The following is a 19689-nucleotide window of genomic DNA, read 5'->3' as shown; positions in this document are numbered from 1 at the left end:
ATTAAAACTTTAAAAAAGGATCAGCGCATGAATAGAAAACCCGCCGTAGCAGGACGGTTTTATCCTGCCCACCCCCAACAGCTCCATGACGCGGTATCCGGCTATTTGCAGGACGTACGCCCCACCGGCAAAGCGCCCAAAGCCATGATCGTGCCGCATGCCGGCTACGTTTATTCCGGGCCGATAGCCGCTACCGCTTACGCCCGTTTAAAGCCAGCCGCAGCCAGCATTACCCGCGTGGTATTGATCGGCCCTTCGCATCACGTGGCGTTTCGCGGCTTGGCAGTCAGCAGAACCCTGGCTTACACCACCCCGCTCGGCGATGTCGAGGTAGACAAGGCCGCTATCGAAGCCTTATTGAGTTTGCCGTTTGTCGAATACATCGAACAAGCCCACACGCTGGAACACAGCCTGGAAGTGCATCTGCCGTTTCTGCAATCGGTTTTACAGCAATTCACGCTGATCCCCATCGTGGCCGGCGACGCCAGTCCCGAACAAGTCAGCCAAACTCTGGAGCTGTTGTGGGGCGGCGATGAAACCTTGCTGGTCATTAGCTCCGATCTCAGCCATTATCACGACTACGACACCGCCAAACGCTTGGATCAAGCGACCAGCCGAATGATAGAACAGTTGCAATACAATGAAATTTGCGGCGAGGCCGCCTGCGGCAAGGTGCCGGTCAACGGCTTGTTGAAGCTACTGAAACAAAAAGGCCTGTCTATTAAAACCATAGATCTGCGCAATTCCGGCGACACGGCCGGTAACAAACAGCAAGTGGTGGGATACGGTGCCTATGTCGTTGACTGAAACCTCGCAAAATCGCTTGCTGGAACTGGCCCGGCAATCCATAGCCCACGGCCTGCAAAGCGGTCGGCCGTTACCGGTTGATTTGGATGCTTATCCAGCGGAATTACGCGAAATCCGCGCGACTTTCGTCACTCTGGAACACCGCGGCCAATTGCGCGGCTGTATCGGCATGCTGGAAGCGGTAAGGCCTTTGGCGGAAGACGTAGCCGAAAATGCCTTTGCGGCAGCATTTCGGGACCGGCGCTTTCCGCCATTAGCCGCTGGTGAACTGGCCGATCTTGACTTACATATCTCTGTGCTTAGCCCCGCCGTAGCGCTGACATTTTTGTCCGAAGCGGATCTGATCGCGCAACTGCGCCCCGGCATAGACGGCATCATATTGCAGGAAGGCGCCCGGCGCGGCACCTTCCTGCCCTCGGTGTGGGAAGATTTACCCAACCCCACCGAGTTTTTACAACACTTAAAACAAAAGGCCGGCTTACCTGCCGCCTATTGGTCTGACAAGATACAAGCCTATCGTTATACCACCGAGATGTTCGGCTAGCAGTCAAGCGTTTTGTGCGCCGCCAACCCCTATAAATCCGGCCTTGGCGGCCTTTGATCTTGTTCCAAACCGACAACGAACATTATAATGGCGGCATTTTCGACTGATCCGGGCTCAGAGTTTCCTGCAACGTGCGTTTAGTTTATGCGCGGAAATCGACATGCCAAAGCCGATCAACCCTCTTCTTCATTCCTAGTATCACTGATGAAAAATCAAAATTACAAACCTTGCGACCTGGTGATTTACGGCGCATTGGGTGACCTATCGAAACGAAAGTTACTGATTTCGTTGTATCGTCTGGAAAAATCCAATTTGCTGGAAGCCGATACCCGGATTATCGGCGTCGACCGTTTGGAGGAAACCAGCGAAGGCTTCGTCCAAATTGCCCATAACAGCCTGAAATCGTTCTTAAACAAAGAGATAAACCCCGAAATCTGGGAGCGGCTGTCGCAAAGATTATCGTACTTGAAAATCGACCTGACTCAACCGGAGCAATATCTGCAGTTGAATGCCGCAGTCGATCCGGAAAAGCGGGTGATGGTCAACTATTTTGCGGTAGCGCCGTTTCTATTCAAAAGTATCTGCCAGGGCTTGCAAAGCTGCGGCGTATTAACCGCCGAATCGCGGATGGTGATGGAAAAACCCATCGGCCACGACTTGAAGTCTTCCAAGGAGATCAACGACGTCGTCGAAGAAGTCTTCCAGGAAGATCAGGTCTATCGTATCGACCACTACCTGGGCAAAGAGACGGTATTGAATCTGCTGGCCCTGCGTTTTGCCAACTCGATTTTCACTACCAACTGGAACCACAACACCATTGATCATATCCAGATTACGGTGGGTGAAGACATCGGCATCGAAGGCCGCTGGGAATACTTTGATAAAACCGGCCAGTTGCGCGACATGTTGCAAAACCATTTGCTGCAGATTCTGACCTTTGTGGCGATGGAACCGCCAGTCTGATCTGGAAGCGGAAAGCATCCATATGGAAAAAATCAAGGTGTTGAAAGCCTTACGGCCGATTACCGCGCGCAATGTCGAGGAAAAAACCGTGCGCGGCCAATACACCGCCGGTTTCATTAAAGGCGCGGCAGTGCCGGGTTATCTGGAAGAAGAAGGCGCCAACAAGGAAAGCACCACCGAAAGCTTCGTGGCGATTCGGGTGGACATCGACAACTGGCGTTGGGCCGGCGTACCGTTTTATATGCGCACCGGCAAACGCATGCCCAATAAACGTACGGAAATCGTCGTCAACTTTAAACAATTGCCGCACAACATTTTCAAAGACAGCTTCCGCGATTTGCCGGCCAACAAATTGGTGATTCATTTGCAGCCCAATGAAGGCGTGGACGTGGTGATGTTGAACAAAGTGCCGGGCATAGACGGCAATATCAAATTGCAACAAACCAAGCTGGACTTGAGTTTTTCGGAAACCTTCAAGAAAAACAGTATTTTCGGCGGCTACGAAAAACTGATTCTGGAAGCCCTGCGCGGCAACACGACGCTGTTTTTAAGCCGCGAGGAAATCGAACAAGCCTGGGCCTGGGTCGATTCGATCCAAGACGCCTGGGCGCAAAACCACAGCGCTCCAAAATCTTACCCGGCTGGCAGCTGGGGGCCGATTGCCTCCGTGGCATTATTGGCCCGCGACGGCCGCGCCTGGGAAGAGTAATCAATCTGTATCCATCACGAGAACAACGAACATGGTTAGAGAATTTTTTTTCGAACAACGTAACCACCTGTTTACCGCCTTGGTGGCCGAATGCCAGGATGTGTTATCCGAAGCCGTCAGCAAACACGGTCAAGCCACTTTATTGGTATCCGGCGGCAGCACCCCTGCCCCGCTTTATGAAGCTTTGTCCAAATCTGACTTGAATTGGAAAAAAATCAAGGTGGCGCTGGTGGATGAACGGTGGGTGGACAATCAACACAGCGCCAGCAACGAAGCTTTGATTCGCCGCAGCCTGCTGATCAACAACGCCAAAAACGTTGAGTTTATCGGCATGAAAACCCCGGCTGCCAAGGCCAAACAAGGTCAGGCAGAGGCTGAAGGCCGTTACGCCAAACTGCCGCAGCCTTTCACGCTGAGCATCGTCGGCATGGGCCCGGACGGTCATACCGCTTCGCTGTTTCCGCACGCAGAAGGTCTGGCCAACGCATTGAGTGAGGACAATCAAAATCTGACCGCGGCCATCACCGCCATTCAAAGCGAAGTGACCGGCGCCAATACAGAACGCCTGACCCTGACCCGCAACGCTTTATTAAAGTCGGAACGCATCGTGATTTTGTTCACCGGCGAAGATAAGTTGGCAGTGTTCAACAGCGCCCAGAAACCGGGCCCGGTAGAGGACATGCCGATTCGGGCCTTATTGAATCAGGAAGACGTGCCGGTGGAATTGTACTGGGCACCTTAGCCGCTTAAATTTAGGGTGGGTTAGACGCGCATAACCCGATCACTCTCGATTCCAAAACGCCGTTCGGCGCGTCGACACCACCTATCTGCTGCCCTGGAGAGCTTATGCATCCTGTTTTAGAAAAAGTGACCGCCGACGTGGTGGAACGTAGCCGGGAAAGCCGCGCTGCTTATCTGGCCCGCATCGACGCCGCCATTGCCAACGGCCCACAACGTACCAATCTGCCTTGCGCGAATCTGGCCCACGGTTTTGCCGTCTGTTCGGCGGCTGAAAAAGACGCGCTGTCGCATGCCGTGAAAGCCAACGTCGGCATTATCTCTGCTTACAACGACATGCTGTCGGCACACGAACCGTATCAACACTACCCGGAACTGATCAAACAAGCAGTGCGCGAAGCCGGCGGCGTCGCCCAGTTCGCCGGCGGCGTGCCGGCCATGTGCGACGGCGTCACCCAAGGCATGCCGGGCATGGAATTGTCGCTGTTCAGCCGCGACGTGATTGCGTTATCCACGGCGATTGGCTTGAGCCATAACATGTTCGACGCCGCCTTGTATTTGGGCGTCTGCGACAAAATCGTGCCCGGCTTGCTGATCGGCGCTTTGAGTTTCGGCCATTTGCCTGCGGTTTTTGTGCCCGCCGGGCCGATGACTACCGGCATCTCCAACAAGGAGAAATCCCGCACCCGGCAAAAATTCGCGGAAGGTAAAGTCGGCGAAAAAGAATTGCTGGAATCGGAATCCAAGGCCTACCACAGCCCCGGCACCTGCACCTTCTACGGCACCGCCAACAGCAATCAGATGATGGTGGAAATCATGGGCCTGCACTTGCCCGGCAGTTCTTTCGTCAACCCGTACACCCCGCTGCGCGACGAATTAACCAAAGCTGCTGCCAAACAGGTATTGAAATTCACCGCGCTGGGTGACGACTTCCGGCCGATTGCTCACGTCGTCAACGAAAAAGCCATCATCAACGCGATTATCGGCTTACTGGCGACGGGCGGCTCGACCAATCACACCATCCATTTGATCGCCATCGCCCGCGCGGCCGGCATTATCATCAACTGGGACGATTTCGATAATCTATCCAAAGCCATCCCGCTATTGACCAAGATTTATCCGAACGGCCCGGCCGACGTCAACCAGTTCCAAGCGGCAGGCGGCATGGGCTTGTTGATCCAGGAATTGCTCGAGCATGGTTTACTGCACGGCGACATTCTGACCATCGGCGACCAGCGCGGCATGGCGCAATACAGCCAAGTGCCGACGCTGAACGACGGCAAGCTAAGCTGGGAAGCAGGGCCGGCTGTGTCGCTGGATCCGGACGTGATTAGCAGTGTGGCACAACCTTTCGCTGCGGGCGGCGGTCTGCACGTGATGCACGGCAACCTGGGCCGCGGCGTCTCAAAAATTTCCGCCGTTGCGGAAAAACACCAGGTAGTTACCGCACCGGCAATGGTGTTCGACGACCAACTGGACGTGGTGGCTGCCTTCAAACGCGGCGAACTGGAAAAAGACGTGATCGTGGTGTTGCGCTTCCAGGGCCCAAAAGCCAACGGCATGCCGGAATTGCATAAATTGACGCCGGTATTGGGCGTATTGCAAGACCGCGACTTTCATGTCGCCTTGGTCACGGACGGCCGCATGTCCGGCGCGTCCGGCAAGGTACCGTCGGCCATTCACATGTGGCCGGAATGCATAGACGGCGGCCCACTGGCCAAGGTCCGCGACGGCGACATCATTGCGCTGAACACCCAAACAGGGGAAGTCAACGTGCAGGTGGATCAAGCCGAATTCGATGCCCGCGTGCCGACTGCCAACAGCGCTACCGGCCATCATTTTGGTATGGGTCGCGAACTGTTTGGCGCAATGCGGGCAAACGCATCGACTTCGGAAACCGGAGCGACCAATCTGTTTTTCGTGGACTGAGATTCACACGCTTTAAGCAATGCCGTCTTAGTTTCACTTTGCCAAATCCGTCCTTCCACGGAAGGACGACTTTCTTGAAACCAGAATTAAGCAACATTGTGTCATCACCCCACAACGACAACGTTTACAGTAGGCAAGCACATGAAAGCAAATATCGGTTTAATCGGCTTGGCGGTCATGGGACAGAATTTGGTTCTGAACATGAACGACCACGGTTTCAAAGTGGCGGTGTATAACCGCACCGCCAGCAAAGTCGATGAGTTTCTCGACGGCCCGGCTAAAAACACCCAAGTCATCGGTACGCATTCTCTGGAACAACTGGTCAATAGCCTGGAGTCGCCGCGCAAGGTCATGTTGATGGTCAAAGCGGGTACTGTCGTGGATCAATATATCGACGACTTGCTGCCCTTGCTGTCAGCCGGCGACATCATCATCGACGGCGGCAATTCGCTGTTTACCGACACCAACCGCCGCACTCAATATTTGCAGGAAAAAGGCCTGCTCTACGTCGGCACCGGCGTATCCGGCGGCGAAGAAGGCGCCCGGCACGGCCCATCGATCATGCCCGGCGGCAATAAGGCGGCCTGGCCAGCGGTTAAGCCGATTTTTCAAGCCATCAGTGCTCATGTCGACGGCGACCCTTGCTGCGAATGGGTCGGCGATAACGGCGCCGGTCACTATGTAAAAATGGTGCATAACGGCATCGAGTACGGCGACATGCAGCTCATTTGCGAGGCTTATCAATTGCTGGCTGAAGGCTTGAACTTGAGCACCGACGAGATGCAGGCGATTTTTGCTGAGTGGAATCAAGGCGAATTAAGCTCGTATCTGATCGAAATCACCGCCAACATCCTGGCGTACAAAGAAGACAACGGCCAACCTTTACTGAACAGCATCCTGGATACCGCCGGCCAAAAAGGCACCGGCAAATGGACCGGCATCAATGCGCTGGACCTAGGTATCCCGCTCACCTTGATCGGCGAGTCGGTTTTTGCCCGTTGTCTGTCTGCACAAAAAGACGAGCGCATCCGCGCAGCCAAAGCCCTGCCGAAAACCAGCGCCAGCTTTAGCGGCGACAAAGCGGCGATGATTCAGGCTATCCGCCAAGCCCTGTATGCCTCGAAAATCATTTCTTATGCACAAGGCTTTCGACTGATGCGCGAAGCCGCCAAGGAATACAAACTGGCGCTGAATTACGGCGAGATTGCCTTGATGTGGCGCGGCGGCTGTATCATTCGTAGCCAATTTCTGAACGACATCAAACAGGCTTACCAGCAAAACCCCGATCTGGAAAACTTGCTGCTGGCCGATTTCTTCGTCGATGCCATGAAACAAGCCGAAGCGGGCTGGCGCCAAGCCGTGATACTGGGCATACAATTGGGCATTCCGACGCCGGCCTTCTCGTCTGCCTTGGCCTATTTCGACGGCTACCGCACCGAAAGACTGCCGGCCAATCTGCTGCAAGCACAAAGAGACTATTTCGGCGCGCACTCGTATGAACGTACCGACCGACCCAGAGGCGAGTTTTTTCATACCGACTGGACCGGACACGGCGGCAAAACCGCATCGACAACCTATACGGTTTAGGGTTTACCCCGAGACCGTTGTCGTTTTGTCAAACACGCACGCTTCACGGCGTGGGTTTTCCAAGCACCCTCACATTAGGAAAATAACAAATGACCGTATCAATAAAAGAAGTCATGACCACCTCCCCGGTAATGCCGGTGATGGTAATCAATCAACTGGAACAAGCCGTGCCTTTGGCCCGCGCGTTGGTGGAAGGTGGATTGAAAGTATTGGAAATCACCTTACGGACGCCCGTAGCACTGGACGCTATCCGCCGCATCAAAGCCGAAGTACCGGGCGCGATTGTCGGTGCCGGCACCATCATTAATACCCAAACCCTGAAAAACGCGATTGACGCCGGCGCGGAATTTATCGTCAGTCCAGGCGTCACCGACAGCTTGCTGGATGCGGCTCTAGCTTCCGGCGTGCCGATTTTGCCTGGCGTCATCACTCCCAGCGAAGTAATGCGCTTGATGGACAAGGGCATTACCGCGATGAAGTTTTTCCCGGCCGAAGCGGCGGGCGGCATCCCGATGCTGAAATCCATCGGCGGCCCGCTGCCGCAAGTGACCTTTTGCCCGACCGGCGGCGTCAATCCGAAAAACGCGGTGGAATATCTGGCGCTAAGTAATGTGGCCTGTGTCGGCGGCTCCTGGATGGCACCGTCCGAACTGGTCGATGCCGGCGATTGGGCGGAAATCACCCGCCGCGCCGCTGAAGCCTCCGCTTTGAAAAAATAAACCCATCGCTAGGTTTTTAAATCATCCAGTCGCGGGCATCGTTTGGCAAATCGGCTCATTGCAAATTCGGCGTATTATCATTTTCTCGGAAAAAAGGAGTAATTAACGATGCAAAACCATGCAAACGAACGCTATTGCACGATGACGATTGCCTTGCACTGGCTGACATTCATCGTGATGGCAGCCGGGTATGCCTGTATCGAGCTACGCGAGTTGTTCCCCAAAGGCAGCGACCCGCGTGAAACCATGAAAGCCTTGCATTTTATGCTGGGTTTATTGGTGTTAATGCTGCTGTTACCGAGACTGGGTTTCCGTCTGGCCAGCCCCACACCGGCCATATCGCCGGAACCGCCGGCCTGGCAACGGCAGGCGGCACGTCTGGTGCATCTATTGCTTTATGGATTGATGTTGGGAATGCCGATAGCCGGCTGGTTGGCATTAAGCGCGGCAGGTAAAACAATTCCATTCTTTGGCCTGGAGTTGCCGGCGCTGATCGCCGAAAACAAGGAACTGACCAAAACGATCAAAGAAATACACGAAACCGGCGGTGTGATTGGCTATTACCTGATTGGCTTACACGTCTCTGCGGTACTCTTTCATCATTACGTGCAGCGCGACAACACCTTAAGCCACATGCTGCCGGCGCTGAAAAAGCCAGACTGATGCTGTCCAGCCATTCCTGTCTACAGATCCGGGAAACGGCTGGTCACAACGTCATTACTCGATAAAATCGTAAATCTTATATTTGTCCACCAAGGGCCGCAGCACCTGTTGCGCCACGCGCAGATATTCCGGATTCTGTAAAAACGCCTCGTAAGCCTGCTGGCTTTCGTAAATGCCGGATACGGCCACATCATAGCTTTCATCTAACGCAGCATTCGCTCGTCCACGATTAATCGCCGCCGGTGTACCGACATCGTAAGCCAGCACGCCCGGCAATTTAGCCAAGCCTGCACTGTCTTGAATATATTGTTGCCGCAGTTTTTCATCACCCGCCTGTTTCAGCCAGACTATCACCACGTGGTGTACTTTGCGATTTTGCGCCTGCTGGTCTGGTTTGGCAGTATAGGCACAACCGGTTCCGCCGGCTGCCAACAGCCCGGCCAGCGCGAGGACATAAAGACGTTTCATGGTGTTTTGTTCTCCTGATACCTATAAATTGATAGCCAAAATACTCCGGCTGCCGAGCATTTTACAGCCCGCGCAAGCGTTTGATCCGTTCTTCGGTATTGGGATGGCTGGATAAATAATCCAGCGCTTCAACCGATTCTACAGGTTGTTTGGGTACTGTGGTTTGATGGGCGGCCTCCAGTTTTTCCAATATATCGGCCAGCCGACTGACCGGAATAGCGTTGGCGCGCAACAGTTCTGCGGCAAAAGTATCGGCACGGCGTTCGAAATCGCGCGAATAGCGGGTTTGTAATAATACGGTCGGCGCGACGGCCAGCAGACTGCTGACATCGCCAATGTACCAAGCCATCGCCAAACCCACCACAGAAGCCTGAAGCATCTGCCGCAAAGCATGTTTTTCGTGGACATGGCCCATTTCGTGGGCCAGCACTGCCAAAATTTCTTGGTCGTTACTCGCCAAACTCACTAAGTCGTCGAGCAGCAGCACGCTGCCGCCAGGCAACGCAAAGGCGTTGGCACCCAATGCCGGGCTAGCGCGAAATTCAATATGCGCCGGTCTATCCTCTCCCGGCGGCAAAGCCAAGCGCTGCCAGCCATCCTGAATGGTTTGCCGACGTTCCTCGGATAGTGTGCTGGGCTTCAATAAGGTTTGATCAAGGCTGACGAAAAACTGCGTATCCATCCGTTCCAGCAAACAAACCGGCACTTGGTCCGCCGCCGCCCGCGCCGCGTAAGGCAATCCAAACAAATACGCAACAACGAGCAGGCTCAAAGTTAACAGCAGCGCCGCCAACGCATACCACCAACTATTTTCCATACCCGCTACCGCGCTACTACCTGCATCCTGCAACATCTCGGCAAAACCTTGTCGATCTGCCACTTCGCAACGGCCGCCGTCGGCGAACAAAATCAGGCGCGGCGTGCTGCCGAGCGGTGGCGGAATTTTCAGACTGGCTAAATCTTCGCGGCGGACAATGTCCCTGCCCTGCAACAATAATTTGTCACCCTCAACACAGAGGGTAACAGGGTGCGGCCGGGCTTGCCGCCCGTCGTAGTAAACGGCCGTAAGCAACATTTACAAGGCAATATCGAAATCAAACATCTCGGCCATTTCCTCGCCGGCGGCAGACGTATTAGTCTGCAAACCGGCCACAAACTCGTCGATGCTGCCGCGCGGTAATAATGCGACGCGCTCGATGCGATAGCGCGCCAAACGAATATCAGCAAACGGCTTGTACAGCCCCAAGGTCAGCAAAGTCAACAGGACGTTGCTAAACATAATACCCAGCATCTCCCGCGCTTGAAGCTGGGCCTGAAACCCGTGCGGACCCAATTGCGTGCTATTCCAGACTAAGTTCTGCAGACGCGCCGCGACATAGGGATAAGCCAGTAAAAACAAGGCCAAATAGGTGCCTATCGCGGCTACCAATACACTCATCGCCACTAATTGCTCAGCCTCGACCGGAATCAGCTCCTTGCTACCCAGCAACATAACGCTGACCATCAGGCCGGCAAACACCAGCACACCTATGAATATCGTCATCAGATAGATGCGGTAATAAGCGCCAATGCCGGCAAAAAATTTAAAAAACTCATTACCGTACGTGCTGTTTTCCCGGGTGTAACGGGCCATGCGCTGTTGCGCCAGCGGCCACAGCAACCCCAGAGTCAACGCCGATAATACCGGCAATAGCAGAAAATTGAAGTACGCCTCTCCGGTGCTGCCATGAAACGCAAAACGTAAGCCTCGGTAACTGGTGTTATGCATTCTAAAACGGAGCGAACGCATCAATAACCAGGGCATCACCGATACGATCACCAGCAAAATTGCCAAACCTGCAAGCTGATCGAATTCACCGAGCAAGGTATAACCAGCAAACAACAGAAAAGCGACGATGCGTCCTTTCAAGATCGCCTTGGGATCGCCGTGGTAGTCAAAACCCGCACCGGCTAAGGTAGTGTGGCGGTAAAAATATTGGTTACGTTTGACTTTGGCCCAGGCTGAGTAAACGCCCAAGGTGACGATACTCAAGCAGACATTGACGATCCAAATCCGGAAATACTCGCCACCGCTGCCGCTGAATTGCAACTGCCGTGATTGATATTCTGTCATTTCCATCCTCATTTTAGGTTTTTCCGTTGCAAGCATAGTGCATCGCCGCTATCTAACAATAAAAACGGCCTGCAGATAACACACGCTAGTCAGGGGCCGGCTTTTGCAATCGCCGTAAAGCCTTTTATACTTCCTCGACAAAAGCGGTGCAGACCAGTCAGCCAGCGCTTGCGTGGGAACTTACCTTTCTATCTCTGCCGACCCGGTACAAAAATGAGAAAAAACCTACCCGTTACCCAACGTGAATTGATTTACTCAGCTTCGGCTACCATCACCTCCGGGACCGATTCCGCCGGCAAGATCAATTATGTCAACCAAGATTTTTTGAACACTAGCGGCTTTAGCGAGGCAGAGCTGTTAAACCAGAGCCATAACATCGTTCGCCATCCCGACATGCCGTCCGCCGCATTCGCCGATTTGTGGCAAACCGTGAAGAGCGGCCGGCCATGGATGGGAATTGTCAAAAATCGCTGTAAAAACGGCGACCATTACTGGGTGGATGCTTTTGTCACCCCGCGCTTCGAAAATAGCAAGATTGTCGGTTACGAATCGGTGCGGGTTAAACCGGACGTGACCTGCGTGGCCCGTGCCAATACTGTCTACGAAAAGCTGAACCACGGCAAAAATATCGATTCGCCTTTGAGCCGCATCGGTTTGTCCGGCAAACTGACCGGCGGTTTTGCAGTGATTCAATTAATCACCGCCATCAGCCTTTATCTGAGCGAAACGTGCAGTTTTGGCGTAGCGACAGCAATCTTCGCCGGCCCCTTAGCGGTCGGTTATGCCTGGGTTTGGCTGGTATTACAACCTTTAAAAGACGCAGCGGCGGAAGCGCGCCGGGTGATCGACAATCCGGTGATGCAGCAGATTTACACCGCCGATGGCGGCGAAGTTGGACAATTACTGTTGGCGGTGAAGCTGTTAAAAGCCAAATCCCGAACCATCATACGCCGTCTAACTCAAGCCACAGAACCCCTGGCAGGCAAAGCCGATACGAGCTACCAGGCAGTCAGCCAAGTTAGCGCAGCAATGGATAGACAGCTGGCGGAAATTGAACAGATTGCCTCGGCGATACACCAAATGAGCGCCACCGTCAGCGAGGTCGCCCGCAGTGCCGCCAACGCCGCTCAAGCCGCCAATGATGTCAATCGGCAATCGCAAGAAACGCTTTCGCGGGTCAACAATACCATCCAAATGATAGACCGCTTAGTGGTCGCGGTCGGCCAAGCCGAAACAGTCATTAAAATTGTGGCCGATCACAGCAGGAAAATCGGCGGCGTCCTTGATGTGATTCAAGGGATTGCCGAGCAAACTAACCTGTTGGCACTGAATGCCGCCATCGAAGCAGCGCGCGCCGGCGAACAAGGCCGGGGATTTGCCGTCGTGGCCGACGAAGTCAGAACCTTGGCCGGACGCACGCAAAAATCCACGGAGGAAATCCATAAAATGATCGACGGCCTGCGCTCCGGCGTCAATAACGCCGTACAGGAAATGGCTAAAGTCAGGGAAATGGCGGCAACCGGCGCGGAACACGGAAAAAACTCCACCGAATCGCTGCAACAAACCACACTGTCCGTCAATATCATTAACGACATGATTGTGCAGATCGCCAGCGCTGCCGAACAGCAACATATTGTTTCCGAAGAAATTTCCAGAACGGTAGAAGCCGTCGGCAGCTTATCGCGACAAACCACAGAGCATGCGGTTCATGCCAGTACGGCCAGCGGCGGTGTCTCGGCACTCAGCAAAGAGCTGGATATGTTGGTTGAGCAATTCGACGACGTACCACGCTAAAAACGCACCGTGCCAAAGACTGGGGGCAATGATTTGTCAGCCTGAATGCACTCCTGCGCAAGCCGCCGCCAGAAAAGCTCTAAAACCTGAGCGGCGGTTTTTACCGAAGTGACAACGGGTTGCGGATTACCGGCATTTACTCCGCAAGTTTCCATTTGATGTTACAGCCGATGCTGGGAATTTGTACCGTATCGATAGGCTTTCCCGCCAGTAAGTTATCCAGGGCATTGCGCAAATCTTCGCCGGTAACTGGCACATCATTCTTCGGCGTGGCACCATCCAGGCGGCCGCGATAAACGCATACCAAATCGGCATCGAACAGATAAATATCCGGGGTGCAGGCTGCCTGATAGGCTTTGGCCACCGCCTGCGATTCGTCGTACAAATACGCGGCAAACGGATGTCCCCAGTCCGCCATCATCTGCTGCATTTTATCCGGCGCATCCTGCGGATAGTTTTCGATGTCATTGGCACTGATCGCCACCGTCGCAATGCCTGAGGCCGCGTATTGCCGGGCAATGGCAATCAACTGCTCTTTGATGTGCAACACATACGGGCAGTGGTTGCAGATAAACAAAATCAAGGTGCCGTGCTCGCCTTTCAAGTCCTGCAAAGTGTACTCGTGGCCGGTTACGGTATCCGGCAAACAAAAGTCTGGTGCGATACTGCCCAGAGGCAGCATAGTGGAGGCTGTCGCGGCCATGGCTAATCCTGTTGAGTCAAAACAAGGCTAGAATTATAAAACAGCCCGCTCCCGGAACTGCCGCGAAAATCACCTTAACACTCCCATTCGCCAGCGCATGATCGACATAAGTACCCGAACAGTTCCGCTCCAAAACGCTCCGCAACTGGACAGCTACGTGCTGACCGACAAACTCGGCGAGAGTCTGCAAGCCACGGTGTACAAGGGCTATCATAAACATGTGCCTGAATACCCGCTGGTGGTTAAATACCTGAAACTATTGTCCAGCTGGGACGACCAATCCCGGCATCTGCGGCAAAAAATCGAACGCCTGAAAGTATTGCACGACCCGCGCGCCTGCACACCTTTGGCATTGGAATCCAACGACGGCGATCAATTTATCGTCCAGCCCTGGTTCAACGGTCAACCGTTAAATGATTGGATCTCTCAACAACAGGCGGTGAATCTAACCGATTTTTTTACGCTGGCCTGCTCCTTGGCCGATACCCTGCAATCGGTGCACGATGCCGGCATTACCCATGGCGGCATCAAACCGCACAATATTCTGGTGCAATCCGGCAGCTTGAGTCTGCGCCTGACCGACTTCATCACGCCGCTGGACATCCGCGATGTCAGTCATTTCATTTACGATCCGGAATTCGTCCGCAACACCCTAGCCTATACCTCGCCGGAGCAAACCGGACGCATCAACTACCGGGTCGATTTCTCCACCGATTTATATTCGCTGGGTATCGTGTTTTACGAACTGCTGACCGGCCGACTGCCGTTTTTTTCCGACGATCCGCTGGAACTGATTCACTCGCATCTAGCCGAGGAAGCCATCAAAATCCACGACATCAGTCCGGGCATCCCCAACACCCTGAGCGAAATCATCGCCAAACTGATTTTGAAACAACCGGAAAAACGCTACCAAAGTGCCTCCGGCTTGCTGGCGGATTTGCTGCGCTGCCAGAAAGAGCACGAAGTAACCGGCAGCGTATCGGATTTCGGCATAGGCCAGTATGACCGCAGCCGCCGGGTGATTTTCGTTTCGAAAATGGTCGGACGACAAAGCGAAACCGAGTTGATCCGCCAGGAATACAGCCAAGTAACCCAAGGCCGGTTTCGTTCCGTGTTTATATCCGGCCTATCCGGCATCGGCAAAACCCGGCTGATTCAGGAACTGCAAAAACCGCTGGTGAAAAATCGCGGCTATTTCAGCTCCGGCAAATTCGATCAGTATCAAAAAAACATTCCCTACAGCTCGCTAATCCAGGCTTTGCGCAATCTGATACGCACCTTTCTGACCGAAAGCGATGCACAAGTACATGATTGGTCCGCAAAAATTCTCGAAGCGTTGGACAATGCCGGCGGCGTGATTGTCGACGTGGTGCCGGAACTGGAATTCATCATCGGCCTACAACCTGAGGCCCAGCCCTTGCCGCCGGTAGAGGCGCGTAACCGTTTCAACAATCTGTTCGGCCGCTTCCTGGCTTGCCTAGCCAGCGAAGAAAATCCCTTGGTGTTATTCATCGACGATCTGCAATGGTGCGACAGCGCCACTTTCGATTTCTTGCAAAATCTGTTTACCAATCATCGCGAACACCCCTATTTGTTTTTTATGGGCGCTTATCGCCATAACGAAGTGGATCACGATCACCCGCTCACCAAACTAATTCGTAGCGTGCAAGAAAACACCGGCCCACTGGCCGAGATTCATTTGACCGAACTCAGCGAGGCTGATTGCCACGAAATGGTCGCCTACATTCTGGATTCGTCGTTAACCGCCACCGCCAATTTGGCCGACTTTATCGCGCATCTGACCGAAGGCAACCCCTTGTTCGTCAGCGAAAGTTTGGCCTGGTTGTACAACGAAGGTTTACTCGGTATCGATGCCAAACAGCACTGGCAATGGGATATGAACCGCATCCGCGACACGCAAATGCCGGCCAGCGTGGTCGAGCTGTTCAGTGCCAAAGTGCGTAAACTGCCAAGTCGGACTTTACACATCCTTTACCACTGCGCCTGCATGGGTAATCGTTTTACCGCCGAGGATGTCGCGCTGGTGCTGGATACGCGTATCGAGCAACTGTTCGAGGATTTAAAGCCGGTATTAAGCATGGGGCTATTGCTGGAAAATAAAGCCGACTTGCAGTTTGTCCACGACCGGGTGCAGGAAGCGGTATTACAGCAAGTTGACGCCACGACCCGCCCCGGCATCCATTGGCGCATAGGTAAGCGCTTGCTGTCCGTGGTTCCGCCCGGAGCCGAGCTTGTCGGCCTGGACAATTTATTCACCATCGCCGCCCACCTCAATCAGGGTTGCCCGGCCCTACTCGACGAGGAAACCGCCTATTGGCTGGTGAATATCAACTTCAACGCCGGCAATAAAGCCCTGGACGCCCTGGCCGGCGACGCCGCCAACGAATTTTTCCTGAAGGCCCACAATTATCTGCCGCCCGATTGTTGGGAAACGGCCTACACCCTGACGTTTCGGATTTATCAGCGTCTGGCGAAAACCGATCTGATGTGCGGCCGCTACGACAGCTCGGAAGCTTTGTTGAACCGACTGATCGAGCATGCAGTCAGCGATCTGGACAAAGCCGAAGCGCTGGCAGATCAAACCACGTCGCTATCCTCCTTCGGCAACTTCAAACAGGCCATCGCCACCGCCAATCGCGGCTTGGCGTATTTCAACAAGTCTATTCCCGACGATCCCGAGCAAGCCCGGCAACGCATGGAAGGCTTGATGCTGAAGATAGAACAGCAAGACGATGTCCGGCAAAAAATCCTGGACATGCCGTTTACCGATCAGCGGCAGAGCAAAATCGAACTGGCTTTTTATAGCGAGTTGATTCCGGATTTGTATATGTGTGGTTTGGTACCGCAGCTATATTTATCCGCCGCCCAATCCACCCTGCATTGCCTGGAAGGCGGCATGGACGAATCGGTGATTTATTCGTTTTCCATCATGGGCCTCAATCTCGGCGAACAAGGCAAATTCGCCCAGGCCTTTCGCTATCAAGATTTGGCTCACGACCTTTGCGCCAAATACCCCAACACCTTTGGCGCCACCCGAGGCATGAACGGCATCGTCTGGTGCAATATGCACTCGCGCAGCCACCCGGCCGATATTGTCGATTACGCGCACAAGGCCATTCAGTCCGGCAAGAACTGCGGCGATCTCTACAACGCCGGCCTGTCCTACGGCCCGCTGATGTGGAATCTAATGGCCCAGGGTAAAAACCTGCGCTGGGTCGAGGAAGCCGCCGATGAATGTCTGCAATTTTCCCGCAAAAACCAATTGTCGTTTTCAATAGGCCTGGCCCAGGCGGTGCTGGCCGGCTGGGTATTACCGATGAAGCCCGATTACCGCCCGCTCGATATGCAAGCGACACTGGCGGACTGGCAGGCCAATAACTATGTTGCAGCTACCGGCAGTTACTTCGCATTACTGGGTTTTGCCCAATATTACCTGGGCGACTATAGCGCGGCGGCACTCTCGCTGAAGGCCGTGGAAAACTATTTGCACGGCTTAACCGACAATGTTTTGAAACGTCTTTGGTACGCCTTTCGGATCTTGAACTTGCTGCGCTCGGAAATGGATGCGGCGCGAATCGATGCCGAAATTGCGCCCTTGCTTGCGCAACTGGAAGTGTGGGGGCAACTTGGTCCCTTGCTGAAACCCTACCTAATGTTTGTCCATGCCGAGCTTGCCAGACAGCAGGGCCAATACCGCGAAGCGCGCAATCTGTACATGGATGCCATTGCCTTGTCACTGGCGCAGAACTATGGCCTGCTGACCGGCCATATATACGAAACGCTGGCAGATCTGTTGCTGAAGCACCGCTTGGGCGACGCGGAACTGTATTACGGCGAAGCGCGCCGCCACTACCGCTTATGCCGTGCCGATGCGAAAAGCAACCAGCTGCAGGAACGTCATCAATACGTCAGTCCGGAGACCGGCGCCAGAATAGCCAAACCTCAGCCCGCTCCCACCACCTTACCTAGTCTGGACATCAGCTATCTGATGAAATCGGCGCTGGCGTTATCGGCGGAAATTGATCTGACCCAATTGATGCAAAAAATCATGGCCGTGGTCTTGGAAAGCTCCGCAGCCCAGCACGGTTATCTGTTGATCAAACAACAAGACGAATTATTGGTGGCCGCCGAGCAGCACGTCGGCAAAAAACGCACGATACACAAACACTATTACAGCTTGAACAAGGTGCGCGGCATCTGCCACGCCATCGTCAATTACGTGCAACGTACCCACGAAAACGTCGTGCTGAGCGACGCCTGCAGCGAAGGCGAGTTTCAAAATGCGCCCGAGGTTGTGGCGTTTGGCTTACGCTCGGTATTGTGTTTGCCGGTGATCAAGCAAAGCGAATTAATCGGCTTGCTTTACCTGGAAAACCGGCTATCCGAAGGCGTATTCACCCCGGAAAAAATCAGCATGACCGAGCTGTTGACCGCCCAAGCGGCCATTTCGTTGGAAAACGCCCACTTGCTGGAACAAACCCGCCAAGCTTACAAACAATTACAAGAAAACCAGGATCATATGCTGCAAATGGAAAAGCTGTCGGCACTGGGCACGCTGGTCGGCGGCGTGGCCCATGAGATCAACAATCCGCTGATGGGCGTGATGAACTTCGTCGAATTTGTCTCGGACCGCACGGAAGATGCCAAATCCAAGCAAATACTGGCGCAAGCCTTGCAGCAAATTCAACGCATCAAAAACATTGTGTCGAATATGCTGGTGTTCATGCATCAAAAGACCACGCCAACCGGCAGTTGCTCGCTAGAGGAAGTTTTAGGCCAAACCTTGTTGTTGCTGGAAGGCGAATTGCGCAAAACCGCTATCCAAGTCCGTACCGAGATACCGGAAAACTTGCCCAAACTCGCCTGCACGGCGGAAAGCATGCAACAGATTCTGATCAATCTATTGATCAATGCCCGCGATGCGCTAAGCGGTATTGCGCAACCCGAAATTGAAATCAGCGTTCGTTGTGCCGAAAAAATGCTAGAGTTGAATATAAAAGACAATGGTCCCGGCATCCCCGACGAAGTACAAGGCCGCATGTTCGACCCTTTCTTTACCACCAAACCGCCCGGCCAAGGCACCGGACTGGGTTTATCCGTCACCCGCCGCTTGATTCAAGATGCCGATGGCTCGATAGCCGTGGAAAGCCGCATTGGCGAAGGTTGCTGCATCCGGTTAAAATTCCCCCACTTTTAGTATTTGTTAACGAATAGAGACACAGGCGATGGTAAACAACATTCTGGTGATTGACGACGACCCGGCGGTACGCGGCGCCTTCAAGCTGATTCTGGAAGAAGAAGGCTATCGTGTGCGCGAAGCCGAGAACGGTCTACAAGGTATCGCCATGGTGGAAGCCGATCGTCCCGACTTGATATTTCTGGACTTACGCATGCCCGGCATAGACGGCGTGGAGACCTTACGCCGCCTGAAGGCATTGGACACCAGCTTGAATGTCTATATCGTCACGGCCTTTGCCGCCGAATTTATGGACCAACTGAAAGACGCCCATGAAGAAGGCTTGCAATTCGAACTGGCCAGCAAACCCTTGTCGGCATCGCAAATCCGCAATATCGCCCAAGTGGTACACATCGCCAAAGTTCATGAAGAACGCCGGGCCAACCACCATAAGCTGGTTTTGACCTTATACGTGGTGTCGCTGAATCCGGAAACCCGCAGGTTGGTCGAGCAAATCAGCGCGGTGCTGGCCGGCATATACGAGCCGGGCCATTGGGTATTCGACGTGGTCGAAGTATTGGGCATGCCGGAAAAGGCACTGGAAAAAGAAATCTTTGCCACGCCGATGCTGGTGCGCGATCTGCCGGAACCGGTGTTGAAACTGCTAGGCGATCTTTCCCGAATGTCGTCGGTGATGGCGGCCATCACTACCCAAAATGTTGGTACAGGTGTGCAGACAGTGATCGTTTGATGCC

At 53.9% G+C, this 19689-nt stretch carries 14 protein-coding genes and 1 pseudogene; 11 read left to right on the top strand and 4 right to left on the bottom strand.

The features are described 5' to 3' along the window. Positions 1-27: 27 nt before the first annotated feature. The 8 genes and pseudogenes from amrB (at position 28) to ACH5Y9_RS03565 (ending at position 8659) form a co-directional block, all read left to right on the top strand. On the top strand, positions 28-807 hold the full coding sequence (gene amrB, locus ACH5Y9_RS03600) for an AmmeMemoRadiSam system protein B (RefSeq protein ID WP_205450739.1): 780 nt from the start codon (positions 28-30) through the stop codon (positions 805-807). After that, the gene (gene amrA / locus ACH5Y9_RS03595; protein ID WP_445368549.1) at positions 794-1351 is read left to right on the top strand and encodes an AmmeMemoRadiSam system protein A; all 558 of its coding nucleotides are present in this window, start codon (positions 794-796) and stop codon (positions 1349-1351) included. Before amrB ends, amrA begins: the two co-directional genes overlap by 14 nt. Positions 1352-1555: 204 nt before the next feature. Further along, positions 1556-3023 (top strand): annotated as a pseudogene (zwf, locus tag ACH5Y9_RS03590) (glucose-6-phosphate dehydrogenase). Positions 3024-3054: 31 nt separating this feature from the next. Continuing rightward, positions 3055-3765 (top strand): 6-phosphogluconolactonase, encoded by a 711-nt coding sequence (gene pgl, locus ACH5Y9_RS03585; RefSeq protein WP_033155358.1) that lies wholly within the window; start codon positions 3055-3057, stop codon positions 3763-3765. 104 nt (positions 3766-3869) lie between these two features. Beyond that, positions 3870-5690, top strand: a complete 1821-nt coding sequence (gene edd / locus ACH5Y9_RS03580; protein ID WP_445368548.1) for a phosphogluconate dehydratase — start codon at positions 3870-3872, stop codon at positions 5688-5690. Positions 5691-5831: 141 nt separating this feature from the next. Further along, positions 5832-7277, top strand: a complete 1446-nt coding sequence (gene gnd / locus ACH5Y9_RS03575) for a decarboxylating NADP(+)-dependent phosphogluconate dehydrogenase (protein WP_445368547.1) — start codon at positions 5832-5834, stop codon at positions 7275-7277. A gap of 89 nt (positions 7278-7366) precedes the next feature. Continuing rightward, positions 7367-7996, top strand: a complete 630-nt coding sequence (locus ACH5Y9_RS03570; RefSeq protein ID WP_171695930.1) for a bifunctional 4-hydroxy-2-oxoglutarate aldolase/2-dehydro-3-deoxy-phosphogluconate aldolase — start codon at positions 7367-7369, stop codon at positions 7994-7996. Between the two features lie 108 nt (positions 7997-8104). Next, positions 8105-8659, top strand: a complete 555-nt coding sequence (locus tag ACH5Y9_RS03565) for a cytochrome b (protein ID WP_445368546.1) — start codon at positions 8105-8107, stop codon at positions 8657-8659. A 54-nt stretch (positions 8660-8713) separates the two neighbouring features. Here ACH5Y9_RS03565 and ACH5Y9_RS03560 read toward each other — a convergent pair whose 3' ends face one another. From ACH5Y9_RS03560 to ACH5Y9_RS03550, 3 genes are all read right to left on the bottom strand, one after another. Next, positions 8714-9127, bottom strand: a complete 414-nt coding sequence (locus tag ACH5Y9_RS03560) for a Dabb family protein (protein WP_445368545.1) — start codon at positions 9125-9127, stop codon at positions 8714-8716. 61 nt (positions 9128-9188) lie between these two features. After that, positions 9189-10202 carry a M48 family metallopeptidase gene (locus ACH5Y9_RS03555; protein ID WP_445368544.1) on the bottom strand — a complete coding sequence of 338 codons (1014 nt, stop codon included), beginning with the start codon at positions 10200-10202 and terminating at the stop codon, positions 9189-9191. After that, on the bottom strand, positions 10203-11240 hold the full coding sequence (locus ACH5Y9_RS03550) for a YjgN family protein (RefSeq protein WP_445368543.1): 1038 nt from the start codon (positions 11238-11240) through the stop codon (positions 10203-10205). Positions 11241-11453: 213 nt separating this feature from the next. On the opposite strand from ACH5Y9_RS03550, the gene ACH5Y9_RS03545 reads away from it, so the two are divergent. Beyond that, positions 11454-13034 (top strand): methyl-accepting chemotaxis protein, encoded by a 1581-nt coding sequence (locus ACH5Y9_RS03545; protein WP_445368542.1) that lies wholly within the window; start codon positions 11454-11456, stop codon positions 13032-13034. Between the two features lie 136 nt (positions 13035-13170). Here ACH5Y9_RS03545 and ACH5Y9_RS03540 read toward each other — a convergent pair whose 3' ends face one another. Then, complete coding sequence (locus tag ACH5Y9_RS03540; RefSeq protein WP_445368541.1) at positions 13171-13737, bottom strand: thioredoxin family protein; 567 nt, start codon at positions 13735-13737, stop codon at positions 13171-13173. A gap of 97 nt (positions 13738-13834) precedes the next feature. On the opposite strand from ACH5Y9_RS03540, the gene ACH5Y9_RS03535 reads away from it, so the two are divergent. Together ACH5Y9_RS03535 and ACH5Y9_RS03530 are read left to right on the top strand one after the other, a co-directional pair. Further along, the gene (locus ACH5Y9_RS03535; RefSeq protein ID WP_445368540.1) at positions 13835-18955 is read left to right on the top strand and encodes an AAA family ATPase; all 5121 of its coding nucleotides are present in this window, start codon (positions 13835-13837) and stop codon (positions 18953-18955) included. 28 nt (positions 18956-18983) lie between these two features. Next, entirely contained in the window at positions 18984-19685 is a 702-nt protein-coding gene (locus tag ACH5Y9_RS03530; protein ID WP_033155367.1) for a response regulator, read from the top strand. Positions 19686-19689: the final 4 nt, after the last annotated feature.

It is taken from the genome of Methylomonas sp. BW4-1 (genome assembly GCF_052474385.1).
Note: the sequence above shows the minus strand (reverse complement) of the source record. Positions and strands in the feature narration are given on the sequence as shown.

What these genes read in the sequence shown, in the direction of transcription:
- amrA (WP_445368549.1), top strand. Translation starts at nt 794, where the DNA reads ATGTCGTTGACTGAAACCTCGCAAAATCGCTTGCTGGAACTGGCCCGG.
- ACH5Y9_RS03540 (WP_445368541.1), bottom strand. Translation starts at nt 13,737, where the DNA reads ATGGCCGCGACAGCCTCCACTATGCTGCCTCTGGGCAGTATCGCACCA.
- amrB (WP_205450739.1), top strand. Translation starts at nt 28, where the DNA reads ATGAATAGAAAACCCGCCGTAGCAGGACGGTTTTATCCTGCCCACCCC.
- pgl (WP_033155358.1), top strand. Translation starts at nt 3,055, where the DNA reads ATGGTTAGAGAATTTTTTTTCGAACAACGTAACCACCTGTTTACCGCC.
- ACH5Y9_RS03545 (WP_445368542.1), top strand. Translation starts at nt 11,454, where the DNA reads ATGAGAAAAAACCTACCCGTTACCCAACGTGAATTGATTTACTCAGCT.
- gnd (WP_445368547.1), top strand. Translation starts at nt 5,832, where the DNA reads ATGAAAGCAAATATCGGTTTAATCGGCTTGGCGGTCATGGGACAGAAT.
- ACH5Y9_RS03570 (WP_171695930.1), top strand. Translation starts at nt 7,367, where the DNA reads ATGACCGTATCAATAAAAGAAGTCATGACCACCTCCCCGGTAATGCCG.
- ACH5Y9_RS03560 (WP_445368545.1), bottom strand. Translation starts at nt 9,127, where the DNA reads ATGAAACGTCTTTATGTCCTCGCGCTGGCCGGGCTGTTGGCAGCCGGC.
- edd (WP_445368548.1), top strand. Translation starts at nt 3,870, where the DNA reads ATGCATCCTGTTTTAGAAAAAGTGACCGCCGACGTGGTGGAACGTAGC.
- ACH5Y9_RS03550 (WP_445368543.1), bottom strand. Translation starts at nt 11,240, where the DNA reads ATGACAGAATATCAATCACGGCAGTTGCAATTCAGCGGCAGCGGTGGC.
- ACH5Y9_RS03565 (WP_445368546.1), top strand. Translation starts at nt 8,105, where the DNA reads ATGCAAAACCATGCAAACGAACGCTATTGCACGATGACGATTGCCTTG.
- ACH5Y9_RS03535 (WP_445368540.1), top strand. Translation starts at nt 13,835, where the DNA reads ATGATCGACATAAGTACCCGAACAGTTCCGCTCCAAAACGCTCCGCAA.
- ACH5Y9_RS03555 (WP_445368544.1), bottom strand. Translation starts at nt 10,202, where the DNA reads ATGTTGCTTACGGCCGTTTACTACGACGGGCGGCAAGCCCGGCCGCAC.
- ACH5Y9_RS03530 (WP_033155367.1), top strand. Translation starts at nt 18,984, where the DNA reads ATGGTAAACAACATTCTGGTGATTGACGACGACCCGGCGGTACGCGGC.